The 22,228-nt window shown below is 51.0% G+C and carries 21 protein-coding genes; 2 read left to right on the top strand and 19 right to left on the bottom strand.

Annotated elements, in window-relative coordinates; genetic code table 11:
• Nucleotides 1-247: 247 nt before the first annotated feature.
• From EYQ01_02325 to EYQ01_02235, 19 genes are all read right to left on the bottom strand, one after another.
• Entirely contained in the window at nt 248-1,123 is an 876-nt protein-coding gene (locus EYQ01_02325; GenBank protein HIE64651.1) for an alpha/beta hydrolase, read from the bottom strand.
• A gap of 18 nt (nt 1,124-1,141) precedes the next feature.
• Nucleotides 1,142-1,981, bottom strand: a complete 840-nt coding sequence (moeB, locus tag EYQ01_02320; protein ID HIE64650.1) for a molybdopterin-synthase adenylyltransferase MoeB — start codon at nt 1,979-1,981, stop codon at nt 1,142-1,144.
• A gap of 169 nt (nt 1,982-2,150) precedes the next feature.
• Nucleotides 2,151-2,390 (bottom strand): FeS-binding protein, encoded by a 240-nt coding sequence (locus EYQ01_02315; GenBank protein HIE64649.1) that lies wholly within the window; start codon nt 2,388-2,390, stop codon nt 2,151-2,153.
• 70 nt (nt 2,391-2,460) lie between these two features.
• Entirely contained in the window at nt 2,461-2,739 is a 279-nt protein-coding gene (locus tag EYQ01_02310; GenBank protein HIE64648.1) for a MoaD/ThiS family protein, read from the bottom strand.
• Between the two features lie 13 nt (nt 2,740-2,752).
• The gene (locus tag EYQ01_02305; GenBank protein HIE64647.1) at nt 2,753-3,991 is read right to left on the bottom strand and encodes a threonine synthase; all 1,239 of its coding nucleotides are present in this window, start codon (nt 3,989-3,991) and stop codon (nt 2,753-2,755) included.
• Nucleotides 3,988-4,818, bottom strand: a complete 831-nt coding sequence (moeB, locus tag EYQ01_02300) for a molybdopterin-synthase adenylyltransferase MoeB (GenBank protein HIE64646.1) — start codon at nt 4,816-4,818, stop codon at nt 3,988-3,990. The genes EYQ01_02305 and moeB (EYQ01_02300) overlap by 4 nt, the downstream gene beginning before the upstream one ends.
• Nucleotides 4,819-4,986: 168 nt before the next feature.
• Nucleotides 4,987-5,904 carry a cysteine synthase A gene (cysK, locus tag EYQ01_02295; protein ID HIE64645.1) on the bottom strand — a complete coding sequence of 306 codons (918 nt, stop codon included), beginning with the start codon at nt 5,902-5,904 and terminating at the stop codon, nt 4,987-4,989.
• A gap of 21 nt (nt 5,905-5,925) precedes the next feature.
• Nucleotides 5,926-6,135 carry a sulfur carrier protein ThiS gene (gene thiS / locus EYQ01_02290; GenBank protein HIE64644.1) on the bottom strand — a complete coding sequence of 70 codons (210 nt, stop codon included), beginning with the start codon at nt 6,133-6,135 and terminating at the stop codon, nt 5,926-5,928.
• 167 nt (nt 6,136-6,302) lie between these two features.
• Entirely contained in the window at nt 6,303-7,709 is a 1,407-nt protein-coding gene (locus tag EYQ01_02285; GenBank protein ID HIE64643.1) for a DUF4340 domain-containing protein, read from the bottom strand.
• Nucleotides 7,706-9,259, bottom strand: a complete 1,554-nt coding sequence (locus EYQ01_02280) for a hypothetical protein (GenBank protein HIE64642.1) — start codon at nt 9,257-9,259, stop codon at nt 7,706-7,708. Before EYQ01_02280 ends, EYQ01_02285 begins: the two co-directional genes overlap by 4 nt.
• Nucleotides 9,250-10,020 (bottom strand): hypothetical protein, encoded by a 771-nt coding sequence (locus EYQ01_02275; GenBank protein ID HIE64641.1) that lies wholly within the window; start codon nt 10,018-10,020, stop codon nt 9,250-9,252. The genes EYQ01_02280 and EYQ01_02275 overlap by 10 nt, the downstream gene beginning before the upstream one ends.
• Complete coding sequence (locus tag EYQ01_02270) at nt 10,021-11,022, bottom strand: ATP-binding cassette domain-containing protein (GenBank protein ID HIE64640.1); 1,002 nt, start codon at nt 11,020-11,022, stop codon at nt 10,021-10,023.
• A gap of 309 nt (nt 11,023-11,331) precedes the next feature.
• Entirely contained in the window at nt 11,332-12,879 is a 1,548-nt protein-coding gene (locus EYQ01_02265; protein HIE64639.1) for an Rne/Rng family ribonuclease, read from the bottom strand.
• A gap of 232 nt (nt 12,880-13,111) precedes the next feature.
• On the bottom strand, nt 13,112-14,239 hold the full coding sequence (gene rodA, locus EYQ01_02260; GenBank protein ID HIE64638.1) for a rod shape-determining protein RodA: 1,128 nt from the start codon (nt 14,237-14,239) through the stop codon (nt 13,112-13,114).
• On the bottom strand, nt 14,233-16,299 hold the full coding sequence (gene mrdA / locus EYQ01_02255) for a penicillin-binding protein 2 (protein ID HIE64637.1): 2,067 nt from the start codon (nt 16,297-16,299) through the stop codon (nt 14,233-14,235). Before mrdA ends, rodA begins: the two co-directional genes overlap by 7 nt.
• Nucleotides 16,271-16,786: a rod shape-determining protein MreD gene (gene mreD / locus EYQ01_02250; GenBank protein HIE64636.1), complete on the bottom strand. Its 516-nt coding sequence runs from the start codon at nt 16,784-16,786 to the stop codon at nt 16,271-16,273. The genes mrdA and mreD overlap by 29 nt, the downstream gene beginning before the upstream one ends.
• A 318-nt stretch (nt 16,787-17,104) precedes the next feature.
• Nucleotides 17,105-17,950, bottom strand: coding sequence for a rod shape-determining protein MreC (gene mreC / locus EYQ01_02245; protein HIE64635.1), 846 nt, complete (start codon nt 17,948-17,950; stop codon nt 17,105-17,107).
• Between the two features lie 89 nt (nt 17,951-18,039).
• Entirely contained in the window at nt 18,040-19,083 is a 1,044-nt protein-coding gene (locus tag EYQ01_02240; GenBank protein HIE64634.1) for a rod shape-determining protein, read from the bottom strand.
• A gap of 39 nt (nt 19,084-19,122) precedes the next feature.
• Complete coding sequence (locus tag EYQ01_02235; GenBank protein ID HIE64633.1) at nt 19,123-19,599, bottom strand: hypothetical protein; 477 nt, start codon at nt 19,597-19,599, stop codon at nt 19,123-19,125.
• 244 nt (nt 19,600-19,843) lie between these two features.
• On the opposite strand from EYQ01_02235, the gene EYQ01_02230 reads away from it, so the two are divergent.
• Nucleotides 19,844-20,308, top strand: a complete 465-nt coding sequence (locus EYQ01_02230) for an Rrf2 family transcriptional regulator (GenBank protein ID HIE64632.1) — start codon at nt 19,844-19,846, stop codon at nt 20,306-20,308.
• Nucleotides 20,309-20,327: 19 nt separating this feature from the next.
• On the top strand, nt 20,328-22,046 hold the full coding sequence (locus tag EYQ01_02225; GenBank protein ID HIE64631.1) for an adenylyl-sulfate reductase subunit alpha: 1,719 nt from the start codon (nt 20,328-20,330) through the stop codon (nt 22,044-22,046).
• Nucleotides 22,047-22,228: the final 182 nt, after the last annotated feature.

Below are 22,228 nucleotides of genomic sequence, written 5' to 3'. Positions count from 1 at the left end.
TCCATTTAAAGATGGGATTGAGATCAATAAATCAGATCAGGTCGCCGCTTAATGAAGATCTCATACACCAGATTTGACAATAACTCTTTCTTCCGTCTACACTACGCCTACGTTTATAATTTTTGAGGCGGGAATGATCCCGTTGCGGTGATGGAAAATAGGCCTATTCGCCTCAAATCACCCCAAAACTTGCCTCTATTTCCCATTCACCTCGTTACGATCCTATTTCTCCGACAGACTCCTAGCCTTATTTCCGATCGTTCTGCTGTCTTGCAATAAACTCTTTCATTTTTTTGAAATAGGGACGCCCGCCGACAAGATAAGTGTTGTTATGTCCGGCCCCGGGAATAGGATAAAAAGTTTTTGGTTCATTCCCCGCTTCGTACAGTTTCCGGCCTTGAGAAAAAGGGATGACCTCATCCCGGTCGCCATGCATGACGAGTAGAGGGGCGCGAATCTGCTTGATTTTTGATAGGGAATCATATTTTGTCGAAAGAAACCGGCCGAAGGGAAGCCAGGGAGAGATGGCGCGTGCCATCTCTCTGATCGAGGTGAACGGGGCCTCCAGAATGATTCCCTGAAGATCACGGTTTGTTGCGAGTTCAACCGCAACCGCCGCCCCGAGGGATTGACCGAAGACGATGATCTTTGCCGGATCGATGTCAGAACGGGTCAAGAGGTAATCATAGGATGACAGCGCATCCTGTCGGGTCCCTTCCTCGGAGACGAGCCCTTCACTCCGTCCATATTCTCTAAAATCAACCATGAAGATGTTTATTTTTAGTTCATGGTGGAATAAACGAAGCGGGTCTACCCGATGGCTCAGGTTTCCCGCATTTCCATGAAACCAGAGAAGAGTGATTCGGCTCTCCGTATCGGGAACAAACCAGCCATTGATCCGAACTCCATCTTTGGTTTGGAAGTAGATATCTTCAAAGACCAATGCAACATCGGCAGGGGTCTGAACAATATTTTTATCTGGGAAAAAAATAAATCCCTTTTCCATAGAGCATCCGCTCCCCAGGACGTTTAAGAAAAAGAGGAACAGGGCGACAAGGACTTGATGAAACCGTTTGAGGTCTTTTGATCTTAGGATACTGACGACAGGGATCTCGAGGATCAAGGGTTGGAATTCCCCGCGCTATTTTTTTGACAAACTCCTGGGAGCGGGAAGGGTGCAGGAAATGTCATACTCGAGGAGTTGCGTAATCTTTGGGTTCGGCCCGCAAAGCGGACAGTTCGGGTCTTTCGGGACCCTTACATTTCTGAAGGACATTTCCAGGGCGTCATAAATAAGGAGCCGTCCGGCCAGGGTCGTCCCGATCCCCAGAATTTCTTTGAGGGCCTCAGAGGCCTGCATGACGCCAATTGTTCCGGCAAGGACACCGAGAACCCCGGCCTCCTGACAGCTTGGAACGAGTCCTGCGGGAGGCGGTTCCGGATAGAGGCAGCGATAACAGGGTTTCGGGACCCCGTTTGAATCGTGCGGCTTGATGGTTGTCAGTTGTCCTTCGAAGCGGAAGATGCTTCCGGAGACGAGGGTTTTTTTCTGAAAGTAGGCCGCGTCATTTACCAAAAATCGTGTGGCGAAATTATCGGAGCCGTCAAGAATGATGTCATAATCTTTGAACAGGTTGAGGATATTTTCTGATGACAGCTTTTCAGCATAGGGGACCACTTGAATATCGGGGTTCATTTTTGTAAGGGTCGCCTGGGCGGAGGCCACCTTTTGATGTCCCAGTGTAAGCGTGCTATGGAGTATCTGGCGTTGCAGATTGGAGAGATCCACAGCATCATCGTCGATGATGCCGAGGGTTCCGACCCCTGCTGCGGCAAGATAAAGGGCCGCCGGCGAGCCGAGCCCCCCCGCGCCGATTAAAAAGATTCTGGCTGCCGAGATTTTCCGCTGCCCCTTCCCTCCCACTCCCGGGAGGAGAATCTGTCGGCTGTAACGCTCAAGCTGTTCTTCAGTAAAGTCCATTTTTCTTTCTAACTATTGTGATTACCTTGTGACGTTTCAGGTTGCCTGAATTAAGTTTCAGGGCAAGGCGCGAGGAGCGCAGAACCGGAACGTAATATTAATACGTGAGGATTCGAGCACCACAGCAACGCCACCATGGAGATTAAGGCGGGTGACCTGAATCGTCACGCTACTCGATGATGTTTTTTTCTATGGGATCTACACGTACCCCTTTTTCCTTCAGGGCTTCGATGGCATGTTCAATCTCAGCCGTTTCTCCGGTTAATTCGAGATCGACCCAACCGGTCTTTTCGGTCACATCAGCACGGCGAATATTTGTAATAATATTAAATCTCTTCCCGATCTCAAAAATAATCGGATTCCGAATCTTGTCTTCCGGAAAGGTGATGTGTACTTTAAAACTCGCCAATTTTTCCTCCTCTCCTCAGGTGCTTTACCCGCGATCCACGCACTCGTGTGCTGGTTTGCGAACACAGAGTCTAACAACCACCGCCTGCAATGGCAGGGACGATTGAGACTTCATCCCCCGTTTTCAGGGGCGTAAGTACCCCCTGCTGAAAGCGGATGTCTTCCTCATTGATGTAGATATTGACGAAACGGCGAAGCACGCCCTCTTCGTCGTAGAGCCGTTCTTTTAGTCCAGGATAAGACTGCTCTAGTGAATCGATGAGTGTGGCGATGTCTACGCCTTCGCCGCCGACCTCTCCCAAGCCTCCTGTCAGTTTACGTAAGGGTGTTGGAATGCGAACCTTAATCATCTTTTCTCTTTCTTCATGACTGAACCTTTTTCAATGTGTCCTGAAAACTCTTCAGATTCGGTTGAATGTGCCATGGTTTGCCGACTTCCTGAGAAACGGCCTCCTGCGTCTTCAGGCCGTTGCCGGTGATATAGGCCACGGTCGATTCACCTTTCTTCAGGACGCCTCGCTTTGCCAGCTTCTTTAAGACGGCAACCGTGACCCCACCGGCCGTCTCGGTAAAAATCCCCTGAGTTTCCGCCAGCAACTTCATTCCGTCAATGATTTCATCATCCGTGACATCGTCAATGATCCCCCCGCTCTCCCGAACAACACGCAAGGCGTAAAAACCATCGGCCGGGTTTCCGATCGCCAGTGATTTTGCAATGGTCTTCGGTTTGACCGGCTTGATGAAATCCCGCTTTTCCTTGAATGCCGTTGCGACCGGCCCGCAGCCTTCTGCCTGCGCCCCGTGGATGAGCGTCTTGCATCCTGAGATCAGCCCCAGGTTTACGAATTCACCAAAGCCCTTTGAAATCTTGGTCAACAAAGATCCGGATGCGATGGGAACGACGACATGGTCTGGTGTACTCCAGTCGAAATATTCCATTGTTTCATAGGCAAGGGTCTTGGAGCCTTCTGAATAATAGGGTCGGATATTAATATTAACGAAGGCCCAGGGGTACTCCCCCGCGATTTCACTGCAAAGGCGGTTCACATCATCATACGTTCCTTGTACACCCACAACATTCGGTTTGTAGATCAGATTTCCCAGTATCTTTCCGGACTCCAGATCAGAGGGAATAAAAACAAAACAGCGAAATCCCGCCTCGGCGGCATGGGCGGCGACGGAGTTGGCCAGGTTGCCAGTTGAGGCACATGCGACGGTGTCAAATCCGAGTTCCTTTGCGCGGGTCAGGGCCACTGCGACGACGCGGTCCTTGAACGAAAGGGTCAGGCAGTTGACCGTATCATTTTTAAGATAAAGATAGTCAAGTCCCAGGGCCGTTCCCAGATTCTTCGCATGGATCATCGGGGTATAACCGGCATTCAACCCTGCCGTCGGATCGCCTTCAACCGGGAGGAGGTCGATGTAACGCCAGAGGCTCTTCGGTCCCCTTGAGATCTTTTCCCGGGAGATTTCCGACTTGATCAGGTCATAATTGTAGGCCACTTCCAGGGGGCCAAAACAGAACTCACAGACATGCAGCGCCTCTGCGGGATATTCTTTTTTACACTCTTTGCAAAACAGGCCTTTTATCTTTTTCGTCATTTTTCCCGGAGGGCGGTATCCGCTGGTTTGAGATCGCAGACCGCCTGTTCCTCCATTTCTAATTTTGTAATCGTCGCCTGTGACCCGCAAAGTGGGCAACCGGGGTTTTTCCGAATCGGTATCTCGCGAAACACCGTCCGAAGGGCATCATAGGAGAGGATGCGATTGGTCAAGGGTAAGCCGATTCCGAGGATCAGCTTAAGCACTTCGGTTGCCTGAAGGGTTCCGATCAGACCGGCAAGCGCCCCGAGAACCCCTCCTTCCTGACATGTGGGGACGATTCCAGTCGGAGGCGGTTCAGGAAAGATGCAACGGTAGCAGGCACTTTCAGCTGGGAGAATTGTAAAAAGCTGTCCCTCAAACCGAAGGATTCCCCCATGGATAAATGGTTTTTTGGCGAAGAATGCGGCATCGTTAATCAGAAACTTTACCGGAAGATTATCTGTGCCGTCAATGATGTAATCGTAGTCGCCGAAGAGATCCAGTGCATTTTTCGCATTGAGATATTCTACGTGGGGGATGACCTTCACGTCCGGATTGAGGGCCGCAATCTTCTCCTGGGCGGATGTGACCTTGGGCCTGTCGAGGTCCGCAGTGTGATGGATAACCTGTCGGTGGAGATTGGAGAGGTCCACCACATCGGGATCGATGATTCCAATGGTGCCGACACCGGCCGCCGCCAGATAGAGGGCGATGGGTGAACCCAGACCCCCGGCACCGACGATCAGAACTCTGGCCGCGCCGATTTTTTTCTGACCTAAGCCACCGACCTCTGAGAGGATGATATGTCTGCTGTAGCGAACGAGTTGTTCTTCTGTAAAAGTCATGTTTCCCAAAACGGATTCAGCTCACCCGTCTTTTACTCCATTGCGGCGTTGCTGCGGTACTCAAATCCTCGCGTATAACCCATACGCTGTGGTTCTGCGTTCCTCTCGCCTTGCCTTGAAGTAAAATCCAGGCAACCTGAATCCATTTATCCTTATTATGATGTTAATTTAGATATTGAAATACTTTTCGATGCTGATGTATCGTTCTCCAGTGTCGGGGAGGACGGTCACAACCCTTTTTCCTTTTCCCAATTCTTCTGCGATCTTGCCGGCAGCGAGGACATTGGCTCCGGATGAGATTCCAACCAAGAGTCCTTCCTGCCGGGCCAGTTGCTTCGCTGTTTGGTAAGATTCATCATCTGTGACTGTAATGACCCGATCAATAATATCTCTATTCAGAATTTCAGGGATAAATCCCGCGCCGATGCCCTGTATCTTATGAGGACCGGCTTCTCCTCCCGATAAGACGGGCGAGGAGGCAGGTTCTACCGCAACAATCAATGTATTCGGATTTTTTTCCTTGAGAATCTCCCCGACGCCGGTGATCGTTCCTCCGGTTCCAACCCCAACGACAAAGGCATCGACCTTGCCCTCCATGGCCTCCAATATTTCCGGTCCCGTCGTCTTCCGATGGGTCTCCGGATTGGCCGGATTCGAGAATTGTCCCGGCATAAAATAGCCCTTGTTTTGATCCAGAATACTTTCAGCTTCTTTAATGGCACCCCGCATCCCTTCCCAGGCCGGGGTCAGGACCAGTTGCGCCCCATAGGAGGAGAGGAGGCTGGCCCGCTCCATGCTCATTGATTCGGGCATCACCAGGATTAATTTGTATCCGCGGACGGCGGCCACCATCGCGAGACCGATGCCGGTGTTTCCGCTGGTCGGTTCAACCAGTGTGGCCCCCGGTTTTAGGCTTCCCTCTTTTTCGGCTGCCAGGATCATGCTCAGGCAGATCCGGTCCTTGACGCTCCCGCCCGGATTAAAGTATTCGACCTTTGCAAAAATATAGGCCCCTTCGTCATCTGAAAAGGTCTTCAGTTGAACCATGGGCGTCTTTCCGATTAGATCGGTGATGATTGTTTTCATAATATTCCCAGGTTAGTTGTCTTAAAAACGGGTTGATCCCCCTCCCATGAAGTAGAGGAATTCGATTTCATCTCCTTCCTGAATGGGGGTTTGTTCCAGGCTGGAGCGGTCGAGCATTTTTGAATTCAACTCGACGGACACCATGCGTGGTTCAATATCTTTTGATTTAAGGAGGCCCAGAAGGGTGGTCTCCTGAGTCTCTTCCGGTTTTCCATTGATCTTGATCTGCATCCAGCACTTATCCCTTTATTAAGAACCCCAAAACCTACCAAAAAAAGGCCTTGATTGTCAAGGCCTTTGGCGGGTTCCAACCCCGAAAGGGGGGTGTATTTTAAACCATTCATCTAATCCGTGATTGCTTATATGGTCTTTTTGGTCAAAGGGATTTTCGCGGATGTTCACTGAGGAGTTTCATCAGAACCGGTCCCCTGAGGGGGGAATAGGTCTGCCTCTCCGGGGAGGCGGTCAAGTTCTCTTTTGTCCAGGAAGAGGACCGGGGCGTGTTGAGAGCTGCGGACGTAGATTTTGTCTCCTTCGATTTTTCCAAAGTCGACATGGCCCAGGGAGATTCCGCTTTGTCCTTTGAGGCGCAGGGTTACAGACGGAGGGTTCAGGCCGGTCCGAGGCGATTTATGATCGATTTCATCGAGGAATTTGTCAATGCGCAGGTTGTAAAGATCGGTGAGGAGGCGGGAGATTATTCCAGGGGCTTCCACCTTTTTTGAGGAAGGGGCCTCCAGCCACCATGCCCCGTCCTTCCTCTGAAGGTGGAGCAATTTACCTTGCCGGTCGATTGTGATTTCTTCGATCTCTTCCGGTGTGGTGAGGGCAAGGACACTTTTATCGCGGAAGATGGAAAAAGCCTGGTCGATTTCCTGAAAACGCTTCTCGGAAATTTGATAGATCGGGGCAAAGTCCTTCGTGACAACGTAAACCACACCGGGATCATTTTCCGTCCGGTAAAAGGCGCTGTCCCGTTCCACCGCGCTGACTCCCAGCTTCAGGCTCAGAATGGGGCTTCCCAGGGCCTGCTTCACGGCCTCTTTTTGTTTGTCGATAAAATTATCCCCGCGTAAATTGATAAGGCTTCCCAGGAGGTTTGAGATCTCCCCGGAGTCTCCTCGGCCCAAGATCGGTTTGCGCGGGCTCTCCCGGGGCGGCTCGATCTCCAGAGACCAGCCTTCCCCCTGTCGTGTGACCAGAAGTCGGCCGCGAGAGGATTGAATCTGGATCTTTTTGATGTCATAGGAGGCAGCGGGGAAAACCTCTTGCAGTCTCCAATCGCTCAAATCTTTGTCGAGAAAAGGCTTGATTCCGACCGGGACGAGATAGACCGCGGTCCCCAAACCCTGTTTCACATAAACATCGCTGCCGGTCAGATTTTCTACGCCGACTTCCAGTACTTCGGTATTTGTCTGGTTGTAGGTGATAATGACGGTGTAGGCTGGAGGATCGAGACCGAAGTCCTTTAAGTCGCTGGGATCTTCCGCAATGAGACGGCTGGACCCCATGCGGACCAGTTCAGAGGCCAGCCTTGACGCAATATCCTGGTTTGCAATCGTCGGGACCGGCATGAAGATTCTCCAGGGAAATACCGGGTGTTCGGGGAAGTACTCCAGTTCAAAGATGCCTTTTTGGCTCTCAATTCGTATCCTTGTGATCTCAAGGTTTGAAAAGGAAAAGAGCCGTTCTGAGGCCCGTTTGGCCGCGCTTTGTTTTTCTTCCCGGGGGAGTTCGATGGCCAGGAGGTATATTCCAAGAAGGATAAGAACAGAGGAGAGGACCACGGTTGCCTTGAACCTCACAACCGGCGCCTCCCCCGCCAGACGAAGAGACCGATCATGAGGATCCCCGACGGGATAATCAGGACGGACACATAGAGGATAATGTTGATCTGATCGGGGCGCAAGAGGAGGGTGCTCGTTACAATCTCCTGTGGACGGATCGATATCAGGTCGCCTTCTTCGGCGAGCCAACTGACAACATTCTGGAAGATATCGCCGTTCCCCATGGCCCGAACGTGGTTGTTTGTCCCGAAACCGGCATCGCCGATGATCACCAGGCGGAAATCTTTTTTCTCCGGGCGGTCCGGTTCGAGGAGGGCCTCCAGAGGACTTGTTTCCCTATCCGAGATCACCCCACCGATGATGATGGGTCCTTTCCGGTCTCGGCCCGGTTCAATAGAGAGATCCCCTTCCAGGTTTTTTGTGGCCCAGCTGTCCGGTCCGGTTTGAAGGAAGGGTTCAAAAAGAAAGTGCTCGCTTTTAGAGGGATCGAATGAGATGGAGCGCGTCAGGGGGTAGAAGGTCGCCAGGTTGAATTGATTGGTCATGGGGTGTGGTGGATATCCTCCCGGGTTGACAATCGGGATCGCAGCACCGAACCCGGAGGTGGCATCGAGGATGATATCCTCTTCAAGAATGATCCCCCATTTAGAGAGGAAGGGGCCGAGGTCAGACTTTACCATCGGATCGACCAGGACGAAGAGCCGTCCCTCTTTTTCAAGGTAATCGCTGAGGGCCTTCTTTTCTTCTTCGGCCAAGGGACGCTGCGGTCCGGGAAGGATGACCACGTCCGCGTCTTGTGGAACCGCTTGCTCAGACAGAAGCAGAAGTTTTTTCACGGCAAATCCCTGTTTCTCCAGGGTTTCCTTCAAGAAGGAGTATCCGTCTCGCTCTGTGTCATCGATAGAATGTTCTCCATGTCCTTCGACAAAGTAGAGGTTTTTTTGAGACCCTCTGCTGACCCGGATTAAGGCCGATGTGAGGGCCTCCTCGGTAATAGCCCGCGCCGTGGCGGATTGGTCCCCGGACTCGAGTACGACCGTATCATAGTCGGTGATGCCGTAGCGTTTTGCAATCGCCGGTTTTTTGTCCGGATCAATAATTTCGATCTTTATTTTGTTGGTTCCCTTCCGGTAATTATCAAAAAGATCCTTGGCCCGATCCTTTGCCTTGCTCTGTTCCGCAAAAAAGGCCGTAATTTTAACCTCTTTCTCCAGGTTCTTTAAGATGCTTTCTGTTTGAGGGGAGAGAGAAAAGACCCCCATGTCGGAGAGGTCGATACGGACTTCATGACGGGCAACGATAAAGTTAATGATCGTCAAGATGGCGATAAAAAGAGTCACCATGAGCGCAGAATTTGTCCCGAACTTTGTTGAGCGGCGGGTTGAGAAATCCTTGAGCATTTCGAAATGGGTGACCAGAAAGATGGAGAGATGGAGTACGGCCAGGATTTCGAGGGTGGTATAGAGCCAGACCGGTTTCCCCCAGATGAGGAAGACAAACAAACCGGCCAGGCCAAAAAGGACTCCTGCAAAGCCGATGACAGCGGTAATGGTTTTCCTTAGGTCCAACGTTGTGACTCCACGACACGGTGGGTTAAAAAGAGACCGAAGACGGTCATCGAGATAAAGTAGCACAGGTCTTTTGTTCCAATGAGCCCCTTTACAAAATTATCGAGGTGCCCCATCAGGGAGAGGTAGTTTGCGACCTGGCCCAAAGGGGTTTCTCCGGTATTATGCGCGGAGACGCCGACCAGCCAAAGCCCGATGAGGATGCCGAAGGAGATGACCGCTGCAATAATCTGGTTTTCTGTTAGGGCAGAGGCAAAGAGTCCCATTGCAAGGAAGACACCTCCCATCAGGAAGAGACCCAGGTAGCTTGCGAAGAGCGGTTTCCACGAAATATCCGTCACGATTGAGAGGATTAATGGCATGTGCAGGGTCAGGACCAAGAGAAGGAGATAGACGCCCCAGACCGCGAAAAACTTTCCCAGAACAATTTCCGAAATCCGGAGGGGAGAGGTCATCAGGAGCTCTGAGGTATGCCCTTTTTTCTCTTCGGCAAAGAGGCGCATCGTGAGGAGCGGCATAATCAGGAGGAGGATGACACTCATGTTGAGAAAAGTCGGGCGAAAGATTGCATCATGGATGTTCAACTGGGGAAGATTCCCCTGCATCTGCCTCGCCTGTAACGAAAAGCCGGAATAGAACCGCACCTGACTGTAGAAGATGTAATCCGAGACAGCCAGAAAGACCGTTGCCACGACATAAGCAATTGGAGAGATGAAATAAAGTCTTAGCTCTTTCCCGGCCAGGGTCAGGATATTTCTCATTTATTTTCCTTCACGATTTTCCTCAAGGGCGCGATTGGAAGTTGATAACAAACCGGCGGCTTCCACCTCTTTTTCTTGTGTCGTCAACTCGAGGAAAACCTCTTCCAGGCTCATGACAAGCGGTTTCATCTCCAGGAGGCCCCATCCGTTTGTGACGATTGTTTTGGAAAGATCTTCTCGAATGTCACGGCCAATTTCGGATTCGACGATGAATGCCCCCTCTCCTTCATCTGCGTCCTGGGGAATAAGATGATACACACCGGCAATGGCCAGGATCTTTTCGGGGTCAAGGGCTTCCTTTCTGCGGACCCGGAAGGAAACCTTCTCTGATTTCCGAACCTGCGCGGAGAGCCGTTCCTGTGAATCGACCGCCACGATTTTTCCGCGATTGATGATGACAATCTTCTGAGCCACGGCGGTCGCCTCAGGCAGAATATGGGTGGACAGGATAATGGTGTGTTCCCCGGCCAGTTCCTTGATCAATTCGCGAATCTCAATGATCTGTTTCGGATCAAGGCCGACGGTGGGCTCATCCAGAATGAGGACATCGGGATTATGGATCAAGGCCTGGGCCAGGCCGACCCGTTGGCGATAACCCCGGGAGAGATTTCCGATGAGCCGGCCCGAAACATGGCCCAGGGCGCATTTTTCCAGGGCTGAATCGAGCCCGGTCTTTATATTCCCTCCGGAAAGCCCCTTTATTTTTGCGACAAAGCAGAGATATTCAACAACTGTCATTTCCAGATAAACAGGGGGGTTCTCCGGCAGATAGCCGATGCGCCGTTTGATCTCCATCGGCGCTTCGAAGATATCAAAGCCGGCCACGGTTGCTGTCCCGCTCGTTGCAGGCATAAAACAGGTGAGAATTCGCATTGTTGTGGTTTTTCCGGCCCCGTTCGGACCCAGAAAAGCCAGAATCTCGCCGCGATCGACCGAAAAAGTGACATCATCGATGGCGACGATATCCCCATAACGTTTGCTCAGATGTGAAACTTTGATCATCTCTTTTGTTGGACTTTTCAAGTTCTTGATGCCCTATGTCTCATTGATTGCGGAGGGAAATTTATATAAATTTCATCTCTTTGTCAAGGGGGGGCAGCGCCCTGATTCCGCGATTTCGGAATGAGGAACCGCCGGTTCTTCTGACATGACCGCGTTATCGGCCAACGACCTCCTCACCGTACAGATGAGTACGCCTCGATCGCCTCGTGGTCTCTGGCCTTGTCTTTCAGGAGACTTATGCGGTTTTTCCCAAGATCCAACCGCGGATCTTAGGAGAAGGGACGAGCGCCTTCGGGGAGCGGAAAATAGTTACAACATCACAATGTCGTATTGTTCGAGATGAAGATTTGAATCGGCCTTTATGATAATCTTCTTTCTGTATTCCCGTTCCAAGACCTCGACCCCGTGACGTTCTTCGTCGTACAGGAGGTTGGCCACAGCAGGATGGACGCCGATAATGATCTTTTTGTCCCGCGGTGAAGAACCGATCCGACGAATTTCCCGAAAGAGTTCATGGCACATGGTGATTGGTGCCTTGGTGTAGCCCCGTCCCTCGCAGTAAGAACAGGGCTCGCAGAGTACCCGGATCAGGTCCTCCCGTGTCCTTTCTCTGGATATTTGAACCAGGCCGAGGTCAGAAATCTTCAGCAGATGCATTCGGGCTTTATCGTTCGAGACGGCATCCTGCAAGGCACCGAAAACTTTATCCCGATTTCTTTCCTTTTCCATGTCGATCAGGTCGATAATAATGATGCCCCCGATGTTGCGGAGACGCATTTGATACGCGATTTCTTTCACCGCTTCGAGATTGGTCTTGAAGATCGTTTCCTCAAGATCCCTTTTCCCAACGTAGCGCCCGGTGTTCACGTCGATGACCGTGAGGGCCTCGGTTCGGTCAATGACAATGTAGCCTCCGGACTTCAGCCAGACGCGCCGGTTTTTCGCCTTGGAGATCTCCATCTCCAATCCATAGGCATCAAAAATCGCCTCGTCTTTATCCCATAACTCAACACGAGAGAGATGGCTGGGGAGATAGGTCCCTACAAATTCCCGGATATGTTCGTAATCACGTTTGGAGTCGATGACCAGGCGGCTGACTTTTTTTGTGAAGAGATCTCGGACCGTTCTAAAAATAAGATCAAGGTCTGTATGCAGCAATGCCGGGGCAGATAATTTCTCTTTCTTCTTGAGAATATTTTGCCACACAACTTCCAGAAAGCCGATATCCTGTTTAAATTCTTCCTCTGTAATCCCTTCGCTCACGGTCCGCGCAATATAGCCTGAGCCGGGTTTTCGGAGGCGCAGGACCATATCCTTCAAGCGCTGCCGTTCTTCTTCTTTTGGGATACGTCTTGAAATGCCGATATGATTCACAGTCGGCATGTAGACCAGATAGCGGCCCGGGAGAGAAACGTAGGTCGTGACCCGTGGACCTTTTGTTCCGATAGGCTCTTTCGAGACCTGGACCATAATCTCTTGTCCTTCTTTAAGGAGTTCTTCTATGGATCGTGTGGTCCCTCTCTTCGAACGCTTTACAACAGGGATGGGTTCCTCCGCCCCTTCTTCGAGTTCGAGGCTGTCATCATCATCCAGTTCAGTCTGATCCGCTGGCCCTGCTGTGTTTGCCTTAACATCCATCACGTCGGAGACATAGAGGAAAGCGGCCTTTTCGGTTGAGATATCGACAAAGGCGGCCTGCATTCCGGGAAGGACTTTGACCACCTTTCCCTTATAAACATTTCCCATGATGCGCCGGTCCCGCTTCCGATCAAAATAGACCTCCGTTAGGACCTTGTTTTCGAGTAAGGCGACCCGCGTTTCTTCGCGGGCAGCGCTTATAATAATTTCAAGAGACATCGAACCCTTTCCGCACTCCAACCGCCGATAGCTGGCGCGAGACCCATCCGCCTGGAATACTGCGTTATCGGCCAAAGGTCTCCTCAGCGTACAGGGGTACGCCTCGATCGACCTTTGGCATCTGGCCTTGTCTTTCAGGGGACTTGACAGTTGGCACTATTAGTAGATGCAAATCCCAATGCTGGAAATAAAAAAATAAGGAGCCTCAGAGCGTATTTAGAGGTTCCATCTGTCAGTAAAATAACATAAACCGTCTTAATTTAACATTTAAAAGGAGCCCTAGCAAAGCCATGGTGGAAACCATGGCTGTTCCTCCGTAGCTAAAGAGAGGAAGCGGTACACCCACAACAGGCATAACGCCGAGTGTCATGCCTATGTTGACCAGGACATAAAAAGAGATCAGGCCGATGACCCCGACCACAATCAGGGAACCCAGAATATCTCTGGATCTTGTTGCGATCTCAATGGTCCAGGAAAAAAGGAAGAGGAATAAGAGGAATAAAAATAAAATCCCCAGGAAGCCCCACTGTTCCGCAAACACGGAAAAGATAAAATCGGTGTGTCTTTCCGGAAGAAACTGCAACTGGCTCTGTGTACCGCCAAAAAGGCCTTTTCCCGAAAGGCCTCCGGAACCGATTGCAATCTTAGATTGAATGATCTGGTATCCGGTCCCCGTCGGGTCATTTGCCGGGTTGATAAAGGTCAAGAGTCGCTTCTTTTGATAGTCTTTCAGGTGATTCCAGATCAGTTGCCCGATAAAGGGAGACAACATTGCCGACAACAATGAAAAATTGATCAAAAATTTTGATTTGAGTCCGACAACAAAGAGCATGCTGAAAAAGATTGAGGAAATGGAGAGCGCGGTCCCGAGATCCGGCTGCTTTAAGATAAGGACCATCGGGAGAAGGAGGAGGGCTGCCGGGACCATAAGCTCTTTGAGGTTGAGTCCCTTTTTGGGATAATAGTCGGAAAAGTATTTTGCCAGGGCAAGCAGGATGCTGATTTTAGCGACTTCTGATGGCTGAAAAGAGAGGGATCCGATCTGAATCCAGCGTTGTGCACCCATTCCGACGCGTCCAATAAACGGCACCAAGGCCAGCATGACAATGGTTCCGGCATAGATCGGGTAGGCAAAACGTATGATTTCGTGATAATCGATCCAGGCCATGATCAGAAAGGCAACCCAGCCAAGAATAATCCAATAGATTTGTTTCATGTACAGGGGCGTTCTACCTGTCGAGGTCGTTTCATGCAGGGTGGTTACGCTGTAGATGGACAAAACGCCCAATCCAAGGATAATAAAAAGAACAATCAAAAAAAGCCAGTCATAGCCCGCAATCATTCTGCGATCGCTCACGATTGTGTTCCTTGTTGATTCATCCCTTCCTTTCGAACAAGATCAAGCGCGTCTTCTTCCCCTAATTCCGCGATTGCGGAATTAGAAACTGCCGATTCGTCCGATAATACTGCGTTATCGGTCAACAGACTCCTCACCGTACGGGTGAGTACGCTTCGGTCGTCCTTATGGCCTCTGGCCTTGTCTTTCAGACGACTTGGCGGTTTATCCCAAGATCCAATCGCCGATCTTGGGTCTTCTGTCGTGATCGGCTCTTCGGGTTCCCCAAAATAGGCCTCAATGATCTTTCGGGCAAGAGGGGCGGCCGTGGAACCACCATGCCCGCCATTCTCTACCAGGACGACTACCGCGATTTCGGGATCGTCCACAGGGGCGTACGCCACGAACCAGGCATGATCATTGAGGTGGGCAGGCAGTTCGCTGTCGTCCTCCGGTCTTGCAACCACCTGGGCGGTTCCTGTTTTCCCTCCCATCGAAACCAGCTTCGACCGGGATGTCTTGGCGGTTCCTTTTGGGTCGGAGACGACCCCGGCGAGCGCACTCTGGATCGCCCGAATGGTTTCTGAAGAAATTGGCAGACGTCTTCCCTTACTTGATGGAACGGCCTCGAATGATTGCGTGGTATGTCTTCTGATTTTCTTCAATAACTGCGGGGAATGCATGACGCCATCTGCGGCGATTGCGCTGATCATAGCGGCGAGCTGAATGGGTGTTGTCAGAACGAAGCCTTGTCCGATAGAAATAGAGAGGGTTTCCCCGGGGAACCAGCGTTCTTTATAGACACGTTTCTTCCACTCAGAGGTTGGGATCAAGCCCCCCTTTTCGTAGGCAAGTTCGATGCCGGTGGGTCTCCCCAGCCCAAAGGTGTAAGAAAACTGGGAAATGGTGTCGACCCCGAGTTTTGCCCCCATCTCATAATAATAGACGTCACAAGACTCAACGAGGGAGCGATGAAGGTCGACCTGTCCGTGACCATTCCACTTCCAGTCTCTGTATGTGCGTCCTGCAAAACGAATAAAACCTTTGCAGGTGATCTTGTCCATCGTGGATGCTATCTTCGATTCCAGAATTGCCGCTCCCATCACAATTTTATAGGTGGATGCCGGGGGATATTGACCATGGATGACTCGATTGGTTAATGGGCGTTTGGTATCTTCAAGGAGGGCTTTCCATGCCTTCGATGAGATCCCTCTGGAGATCATGTTTGGATTAAAGGTTGGATGACTGACCATGGCCAGGATCTCTCCATTACGTGGGTCCATGGCCACGATAGCCCCCGGACGTTGTGCGAGTGCTTCTTCGGCCACCCTCTGAACATCGAGGTCCAGGGTTAAAAAAATGTCGTCCCCCTGGACAGGGGGGGTGACCTCGACAACACTTCTTTCGTATCCAAGGGCATCGACTTCGATTCTTTTCCGTCCCCGGGTCCCCCGAAGGATGGCATCATAAGTCTGCTCCACTCCGTATTGACCTATAATGCTTCCCCCCCTTGCATCCTCGTATTTTCCGGAGGCAAGTTGTTTCTGCGTCACTTCTCCGACATAACCAATAAGATGTGCGGCCAGAGCCCCATAAACGGCATCCCGCTTGAATTCTGACTGGATATTGACCCCGGGAAGGTCCAGGCGGTGTCCTTCGATTTGTGCGACCTCCCTCATTGTCAAATCCTCTTTGATTTTGACCGGGAGGAAGAGATCTCTTTTGTTCTTCTTCAATCGGTCCGATATCTCATCAGGAGGCATTCCAATGAGTTTGGCGAGCCGAGGGATGATCTCTTCCGGTGCGGGCATGTCGCCCAGGACCACATAGAGGTTGTTGCTGGGGGGATTGTTTACAAGGACAGATCCGTTCCGGTCATAAATTCGCCCACGGGGAGGCGGTGTTTCAATAACACGAAGGCGGTTATTCTCAGACAGCTCCAGGTAGTATTCTCCTTGAACGATCTGAAGATACCAGGCCCTCAGAAGAAGGAGGAAAAGGGCGAAGGCGATGAGGCCAAAGAATAGACTGATCCGGATCTGAAAGCCCCGGTTATCAACCTGGGGGAGATGAGGTGCTTGCATATTTCGACATCCCTCCACGGTTTTTAAATTTCAAAAAAGCGTAGAACAGCGCAGTGGCCAGAAAGCCATTGTAAAGCGCCCTCAAAAATATCTGGCTCAGGATCCCCATCGTAAACCCATCCTCCCCGACACCGCGCAGGAAGAGGGTGCCGATCAAGTCGTGGAGGTGCGAAAGGATGAAAATGATCAGGCCGTTCCCCCAGATGGGGAGATTGATGAGGGTTTTTCCGAACAAGCCCGCGAAAAGACCGATGATCCCCTTCAGGACAAGATTGACGCCGAGGAAGCCGACCGAGAAAAGGTCCATAAGCCCTCCCAGCGCCAGACCCCAGAAAAGACCATTCATTTCTCCAAAGGCCCATCCATGCATGAATGCGAGCAAGAGGGCAAGATCAGGCTTCACGCCTCCCATTTTGAGTGGTTCCAGGAGGAGGGTCTGAACCGGGATAAAAAATAAGAAGACCATGATACGGGTAAACCACTTCAACCAAATACCTGCATTGCTTAGGGGAGCTCTGAATAAGTCATGAATTTTTTTTCAGGGCACTTATGTCCCGCTTCTGCGTTTCAAATCTTAACAATCGTTGGCTATGGCTTCGCGAGAACCATCCTCTTCGATTTGTGCCTTGAATCGAAACATATAGATCTCCTGAAAAACTCAACCCAGACTTAATCAGAGGTTCCTAGACCTTCAATAGCCTTTGCTCAAGTCTTTAAAGGAGACTTGTACCCCTGCCATCATACCATTTTATCATATGGAGTGATTCCGTGAAGTAGGAGCTTTGGTCTCACTCGTGATTCGTATTCAGCGAGGTTCATCGGAGGAGAAGGGTGTTGTGTCCTGCCTGATGATGAAAACCTCTTCCAGGCGGTCCAGGTTGACTTCAGGCAGGACTTTGATCTGGAGAAAAATTTGTTGCTCTTTTTTTTTAGTGACACTTTCGATCACTCCGATCTTAAGCCCTTTTATAAAACTTCCATCGAGACCGGAAGTGAGCAGCACATCTCCGACCTTTGCTTCAGAAAACTGGGGAAGATAGCTCAACCGGACCCCTCCTTCTGCAGTCCCCTGGACAATGCCCTCATCCCGCGTACGCTGGATGAGGGCTGCAATCCCACTGTTGCGGTCGGTCATCAGGAGAACCTGGGCATAAGCGGGCCATGCCTTAATCACCTTTCCGACAACGCCTTGTGGTGTTACAACGCCCATGTCCTTATTGACACCCGCATTTGTTCCTTTATCGATGATGATTGTTTCATCCCAGTGGCTCGGCTTCCGGCCGATGACGGTTGATAAAATGAGTGCCACCTGCGATTCGTCTTTGTATTCTAGGAAAGCCTGAAGTCGTTCTGCCAAGACCGCTTGTTCTCTGAGCATGTGCATTTCGCCTTTGAGTTGTTCAATGGTTTTATGGAGTTGCCCATTCTCTTTTTCGACATCAATAAGATTAAAATACCCATTCCAGATACCGCTGACTCCAGTGGTGACGGCATGTGTTCCTTCCTGAAGAGCATAGACCGCATTGCCAATGGTCGCGCCAAGCCAGGCGACCGGTTTTCTTTGAAAATCGGGTAAAAGCAGTGCGATGACAACACTGAGGAGGAGAAAGAGATAGAGAAAGCGTTTATAAATATTGACCCGACGGACCATCTGCTGCCCTTATATTCAAATCACGTGGCACCGCGTTTTTCCCAAGAGGTTCAGATCTTAAGCCCTGGGTGGGTGAGGTCGGTGACAGGTCATAAGTGCGATTGAGACGCGAGAGAGATCTTACGAAGCAGACTGAGTTGATCCAGGGCCTTTCCCGTTCCAAGGACGACCGTGGTCAAGGGATTATCGACGGTAATAATGGGAAGGTTTGTCTCTTCACGGATTCGGATGTCCAGTCCTCTTAAAAGCGATCCGCCGCCGGCAAGTACAATGCCCCGGTCGATAATGTCTCCGGCCAATTCCGGAGGCGTATTCTCCAGGGCGACCTTAATGGCGTTAATAATCGTCGAGATTGGGTCTGCAAGTGCTTCCCGCATCTCACTGTCATCGATGACCATTGTTTTGGGTATCCCGGATATCAGGTCTCTCCCTTTGATCATAAAAGTTTTCTTTTCATCCAGCGGGTAGGCGGAGCCGATTTCAAACTTGATCATTTCCGCCATATGTTCTCCGATCAGGAGGTTGTATTTTCGTTTGATATAGCTGACAATGGACTCATCCATTTTATCGCCGGCGGTTTTGACCGATTCGGAATAGACAATTCCGGCCAGGGAGATGACGGCGATATCGGTTGTCCCTCCTCCGATATCCACAACCATGTTGCCGGAAGGTTCCGCAATGGGGAGTCCCGCCCCGATGGCGGCAGCAATGGGCTGTTCAATCAGGTAGATTTCTCTGGCACCCGCCAACTCGGCTGAGTCACGGACTGCTCTCTGTTCAACCTGTGTAATCTTGGAAGGGACACCGATAATAACGCGAGGGCGAACAAAGGTGCTGCGATTATGGGCTCTTTTTATGAAATGGCTCAACATTTTTTCGGCAATCTCAAAATCGGCGATGACCCCATCCTTCATCGGGCGAATTGCAACGATATTCCCGGGGGTTCGCCCCAGCATTCTTTTTGCTTCAGTCCCGATCGCGACCACCTTCCCGGATTTTCGTTCGATGGCCACAACGGAGGGTTCATTAATTGCGATCCCTTTCCCGCGAAGATAAACCAGGGTATTGGCTGTTCCCAGATCAATCGCCAGGTCGGTTGAGAACCATCCCAAAATGCTGTCTGTCAGACCCATTCCCTCTCCATATAGTTGTCGTAACGATTCAGCATGCCATTACCTTTCCAGTGGCTCAGGAACCATCTGGTCTAATACCTGCGTCTTTGCCAATTCATCCCCAATACGATGTCCTTTTGTGTTCCCAATGATGAGTAAGGATTCGAAGCCGACTATAAATAATACCAGAAGCCAGCCGATGAGGGGGATATGGAAAAAAAAGAAGCCGACTCCCAAAGGAAAATTACGAATAATTGATTCTTTGAATGACGCGCCTCGGAGCGGATTGGGTAGAACCACCTGAAGGCCAATCACCTGTTTCCCGATACTCCTTCCACTTGCGAACCCGTCCGCAATCAATAGATAGACCAGAGAGGCCAGAAAACTCATTTGAAGCGGGATCTGGAATATTGCTGCGACAACGAGAAAGTCAATAAATTTTGCGATGAAGCGATTTAAGATATTTGCTTTCGGGTGACCCCACGAGGACCCGGTTTCCTCATCCTGCTTTGACAACACGGAAGCCTTTCTCAACATAAAACGGACTACATTATGTCAAAAAAAACAATTGGTTTCAATCAAAATGTCAAATTCCTGGAATATTGAAATCTTGCCCAGTTTGAACAACCCCGCCCATAAGGGCGAGGATTCTCCTGGCTGAGAGGAAGTAAAGCTCTAATCTTATTCACTCGCTACGTGTGCTCAAGTCATGGCTTGACATGGAGGTCCTTGTTCGGCTATAAAGCATGAATCATATAATTCCTATCGGAATAGTAGGTTTATGTTTAGTTTCTCGGTAAAGGGTGAATACGCTGTAAGGGCCATACTGGCCCTTTCTCTCCATCCGGGGAAAGACCCCCTTCAGGTAAAATCAATTGCTCAGAAGGAAGAGATATCGTTTCGCTTTCTGGAGCAGGTCATGAGCCTTCTCAAAAAACGGGCACTGGTTGAGAGTGTACGGGGACCTCACGGAGGCTATCGCCTTACAAAATCCCCTGATCAGATCCTGCTTGGAGACGTGCTTCAGGCCGTTGAAGGCTCCCTGACTCCGATGGAGTCCTCAGAGAAACGCCAGAGTAAGCGTTCCGGATTTGAAAGAAAAAGGGTAGAAGAGATTGTCCTTCAGGAGGTCTGGGCAGAGGTCAATGCCTCGTTGAAGGACCATCTTGACTCGATCACCTTTGAAGATCTTTGTGAGAGAAAAAGAGAGCGGGAAGAGAAACAGGTCCTGATGTTTCATATTTAAGGTATAGAAAAGGGCGAAGATGGAACGAAAAATAATTCATACGGATTTTTTGATTATCGGGGGCGGAACGGCGGGATGCATGGCCGCGGTGGAGATGAAGGAACGCTACCCTCAATGCTCGGTGACGATCATGGAGAAGGCCCATATCGACCGGAGCGGATGCCTCGCGGGGGGGATGAACGCGATTAATGCCTACCTGAACAAAGGAGAAACTCCAGAAAGCTTTGTTCGTTATGTCCGGGCCGATTCCTGCGGATTGGTGCGGGAAGACCTCGTCAAATCCATGTCGGAACTTTTTGAATACGGTGTCAAGAAAGTGGAGAAATGGGGGCTTCCGATCTTATGCGATGATGACGGAAATTATATCCCGCGCGGCCGTTGGAATATAAAAATAAACGGGGAATCACTCAAGCCGATTCTCGCAAAGGCGGCGCGATCCGCCGGGGCCAAGGTCTACAACTGGGTGACCGTCACGAATCTTTTGACGAAAGAGGCTCGGGTTGTGGGCGCGGTCGGCTTTTCGCTTCGGAATGGTACCTTTTATGTTGTTCAGGCGAAGGCGACACTGATTGCCACCGGAGGCGCCGCAGGGATCTATCGTCCAAATAATACGGGGGATGCCTCCCACAAGACCTGGTATTCCCCCTACAATACGGGGGCCGGGTATGCCATGGGGATCCGGGCCGGGGCAGAAATGACCTCCTATGAAATGCGCTATGTCGCGATTCGGACAAAAGATGCAATTGCGCCGACCGGGACGATTGCGCTCGGGGCTAAGGCACCGCTGGTCAACTCCGATGGAGAGCGCTTTATGGTGACGCGCTATGCCGATCTGGGAGGAGATGGCGCCCCGACCCCGTACCGGGCACATGGTCCGGTTCAGGAGATCAAGGAAGGACGCGGTCCGATCTACCTGGATACCCGGGGCCTCAGTGCGGAGAAAGTCCGGGACCTGAAGTCGGCCTACCTGGATATGTATCCTTCACAGGTCCTTTACTGGCTGGCCAATGATATCGACCCTGCGAGAGAGCCGGTTGAGGTTCAGACAACAGAGCCCTACGTGGTCGGAGGACATTGTCAGGCCGGATACTGGGTGGACAAAGACCGGAGAACCACATTAAAAGGTCTATACGCTGCCGGGGATGTTGCGGGAGGGGCTCCCTTCAAGTTTGTCTCAGGGTGCTGGGCGGAAGGGATCATCGCCGCGCGGGCCATGGGGAGCGACATAGAGAAGATGGCTCCGGCTGAGGTTGAGGCTGAACAGGTTGATGCCGAGGAGGAGCGTGCTTTTAAGCCTCTGAAGGGTCATGCAAAGTTACGGCACGGGATCAGCGCGGTGGACTTTGAGGCAAGGCTTCAAAAGATCATGGAGGAATATGCAGGCGGGGTTTCGACCCATTACGAGATGAATGAAAAGATGTTAACCATCGCCCGAGATCGCCTGGCGAAACTTCCGGGAGAGGTAGGCCAGCTGGTGGCCAGTGACCTCCATCACCTGATGAAGGTACATGAGGTCATCGATCGTATTGATGTGGCCCAGGTTTTGGTCGAACATCTCCTTTTTCGGAAGGAGACCCGGTGGCCGACCTATCAGTCCAGGACCGATTTTCCGAACCGGGACGATGCGCACTGGCTGAAGTTTGTCAATTCGATAAGAGATCCGCTTACGGGCGAAATAGAAATGATTACTCGTCCTTATGAGCAGATTGTGCCGGGAGACCGGTATCAGGCAAAATGATGCGTAATGCTTGGGCAAGAGACCGTTAATTAATATTTTAAGTAACGGTTCAGCATGCCACTACTTTTCTTCAGGGCAAGGCGCGGAGCGCGCAGAACCCGGAGCGTATGGTTTATACGTGAGGATTCGAGCACCACAGCAACGCCGCCATGGAGGGAAAGAGGGGTGTGCTGAACCGTTAC

The organism is Candidatus Manganitrophaceae bacterium (assembly GCA_012960925.1).
Classification (GTDB): domain Bacteria; phylum Nitrospirota; class Nitrospiria; order SBBL01; family JAADHI01; genus DUAG01.
The sequence above is the reverse complement of the archived record's forward strand: the minus strand, read 5'-3'. Positions and strand labels throughout refer to the sequence as shown.

Bases quoted from the DNA above. Each gene is read 5' to 3' on its own strand.
- moeB (HIE64650.1), bottom strand. From the start codon at position 1,981: ATGGACTTTACTGAAGAACAGCTTGAGCGTTACAGCCGACAGATTCTC.
- EYQ01_02310 (HIE64648.1), bottom strand. From the start codon at position 2,739: ATGATTAAGGTTCGCATTCCAACACCCTTACGTAAACTGACAGGAGGC.
- EYQ01_02305 (HIE64647.1), bottom strand. From the start codon at position 3,991: ATGACGAAAAAGATAAAAGGCCTGTTTTGCAAAGAGTGTAAAAAAGAA.
- moeB (HIE64646.1), bottom strand. From the start codon at position 4,818: ATGACTTTTACAGAAGAACAACTCGTTCGCTACAGCAGACATATCATC.
- cysK (HIE64645.1), bottom strand. From the start codon at position 5,904: ATGAAAACAATCATCACCGATCTAATCGGAAAGACGCCCATGGTTCAA.
- thiS (HIE64644.1), bottom strand. From the start codon at position 6,135: ATGCAGATCAAGATCAATGGAAAACCGGAAGAGACTCAGGAGACCACC.
- EYQ01_02275 (HIE64641.1), bottom strand. From the start codon at position 10,020: ATGAGAAATATCCTGACCCTGGCCGGGAAAGAGCTAAGACTTTATTTC.
- EYQ01_02270 (HIE64640.1), bottom strand. From the start codon at position 11,022: ATGATCAAAGTTTCACATCTGAGCAAACGTTATGGGGATATCGTCGCC.
- EYQ01_02265 (HIE64639.1), bottom strand. From the start codon at position 12,879: ATGTCTCTTGAAATTATTATAAGCGCTGCCCGCGAAGAAACGCGGGTC.
- mrdA (HIE64637.1), bottom strand. From the start codon at position 16,299: ATGCAAGCACCTCATCTCCCCCAGGTTGATAACCGGGGCTTTCAGATC.
- mreC (HIE64635.1), bottom strand. From the start codon at position 17,950: ATGGTCCGTCGGGTCAATATTTATAAACGCTTTCTCTATCTCTTTCTC.
- EYQ01_02240 (HIE64634.1), bottom strand. From the start codon at position 19,083: ATGGGTCTGACAGACAGCATTTTGGGATGGTTCTCAACCGACCTGGCG.
- EYQ01_02235 (HIE64633.1), bottom strand. From the start codon at position 19,599: ATGTTGAGAAAGGCTTCCGTGTTGTCAAAGCAGGATGAGGAAACCGGG.
- EYQ01_02230 (HIE64632.1), top strand. From the start codon at position 19,844: ATGTTTAGTTTCTCGGTAAAGGGTGAATACGCTGTAAGGGCCATACTG.
- EYQ01_02225 (HIE64631.1), top strand. From the start codon at position 20,328: ATGGAACGAAAAATAATTCATACGGATTTTTTGATTATCGGGGGCGGA.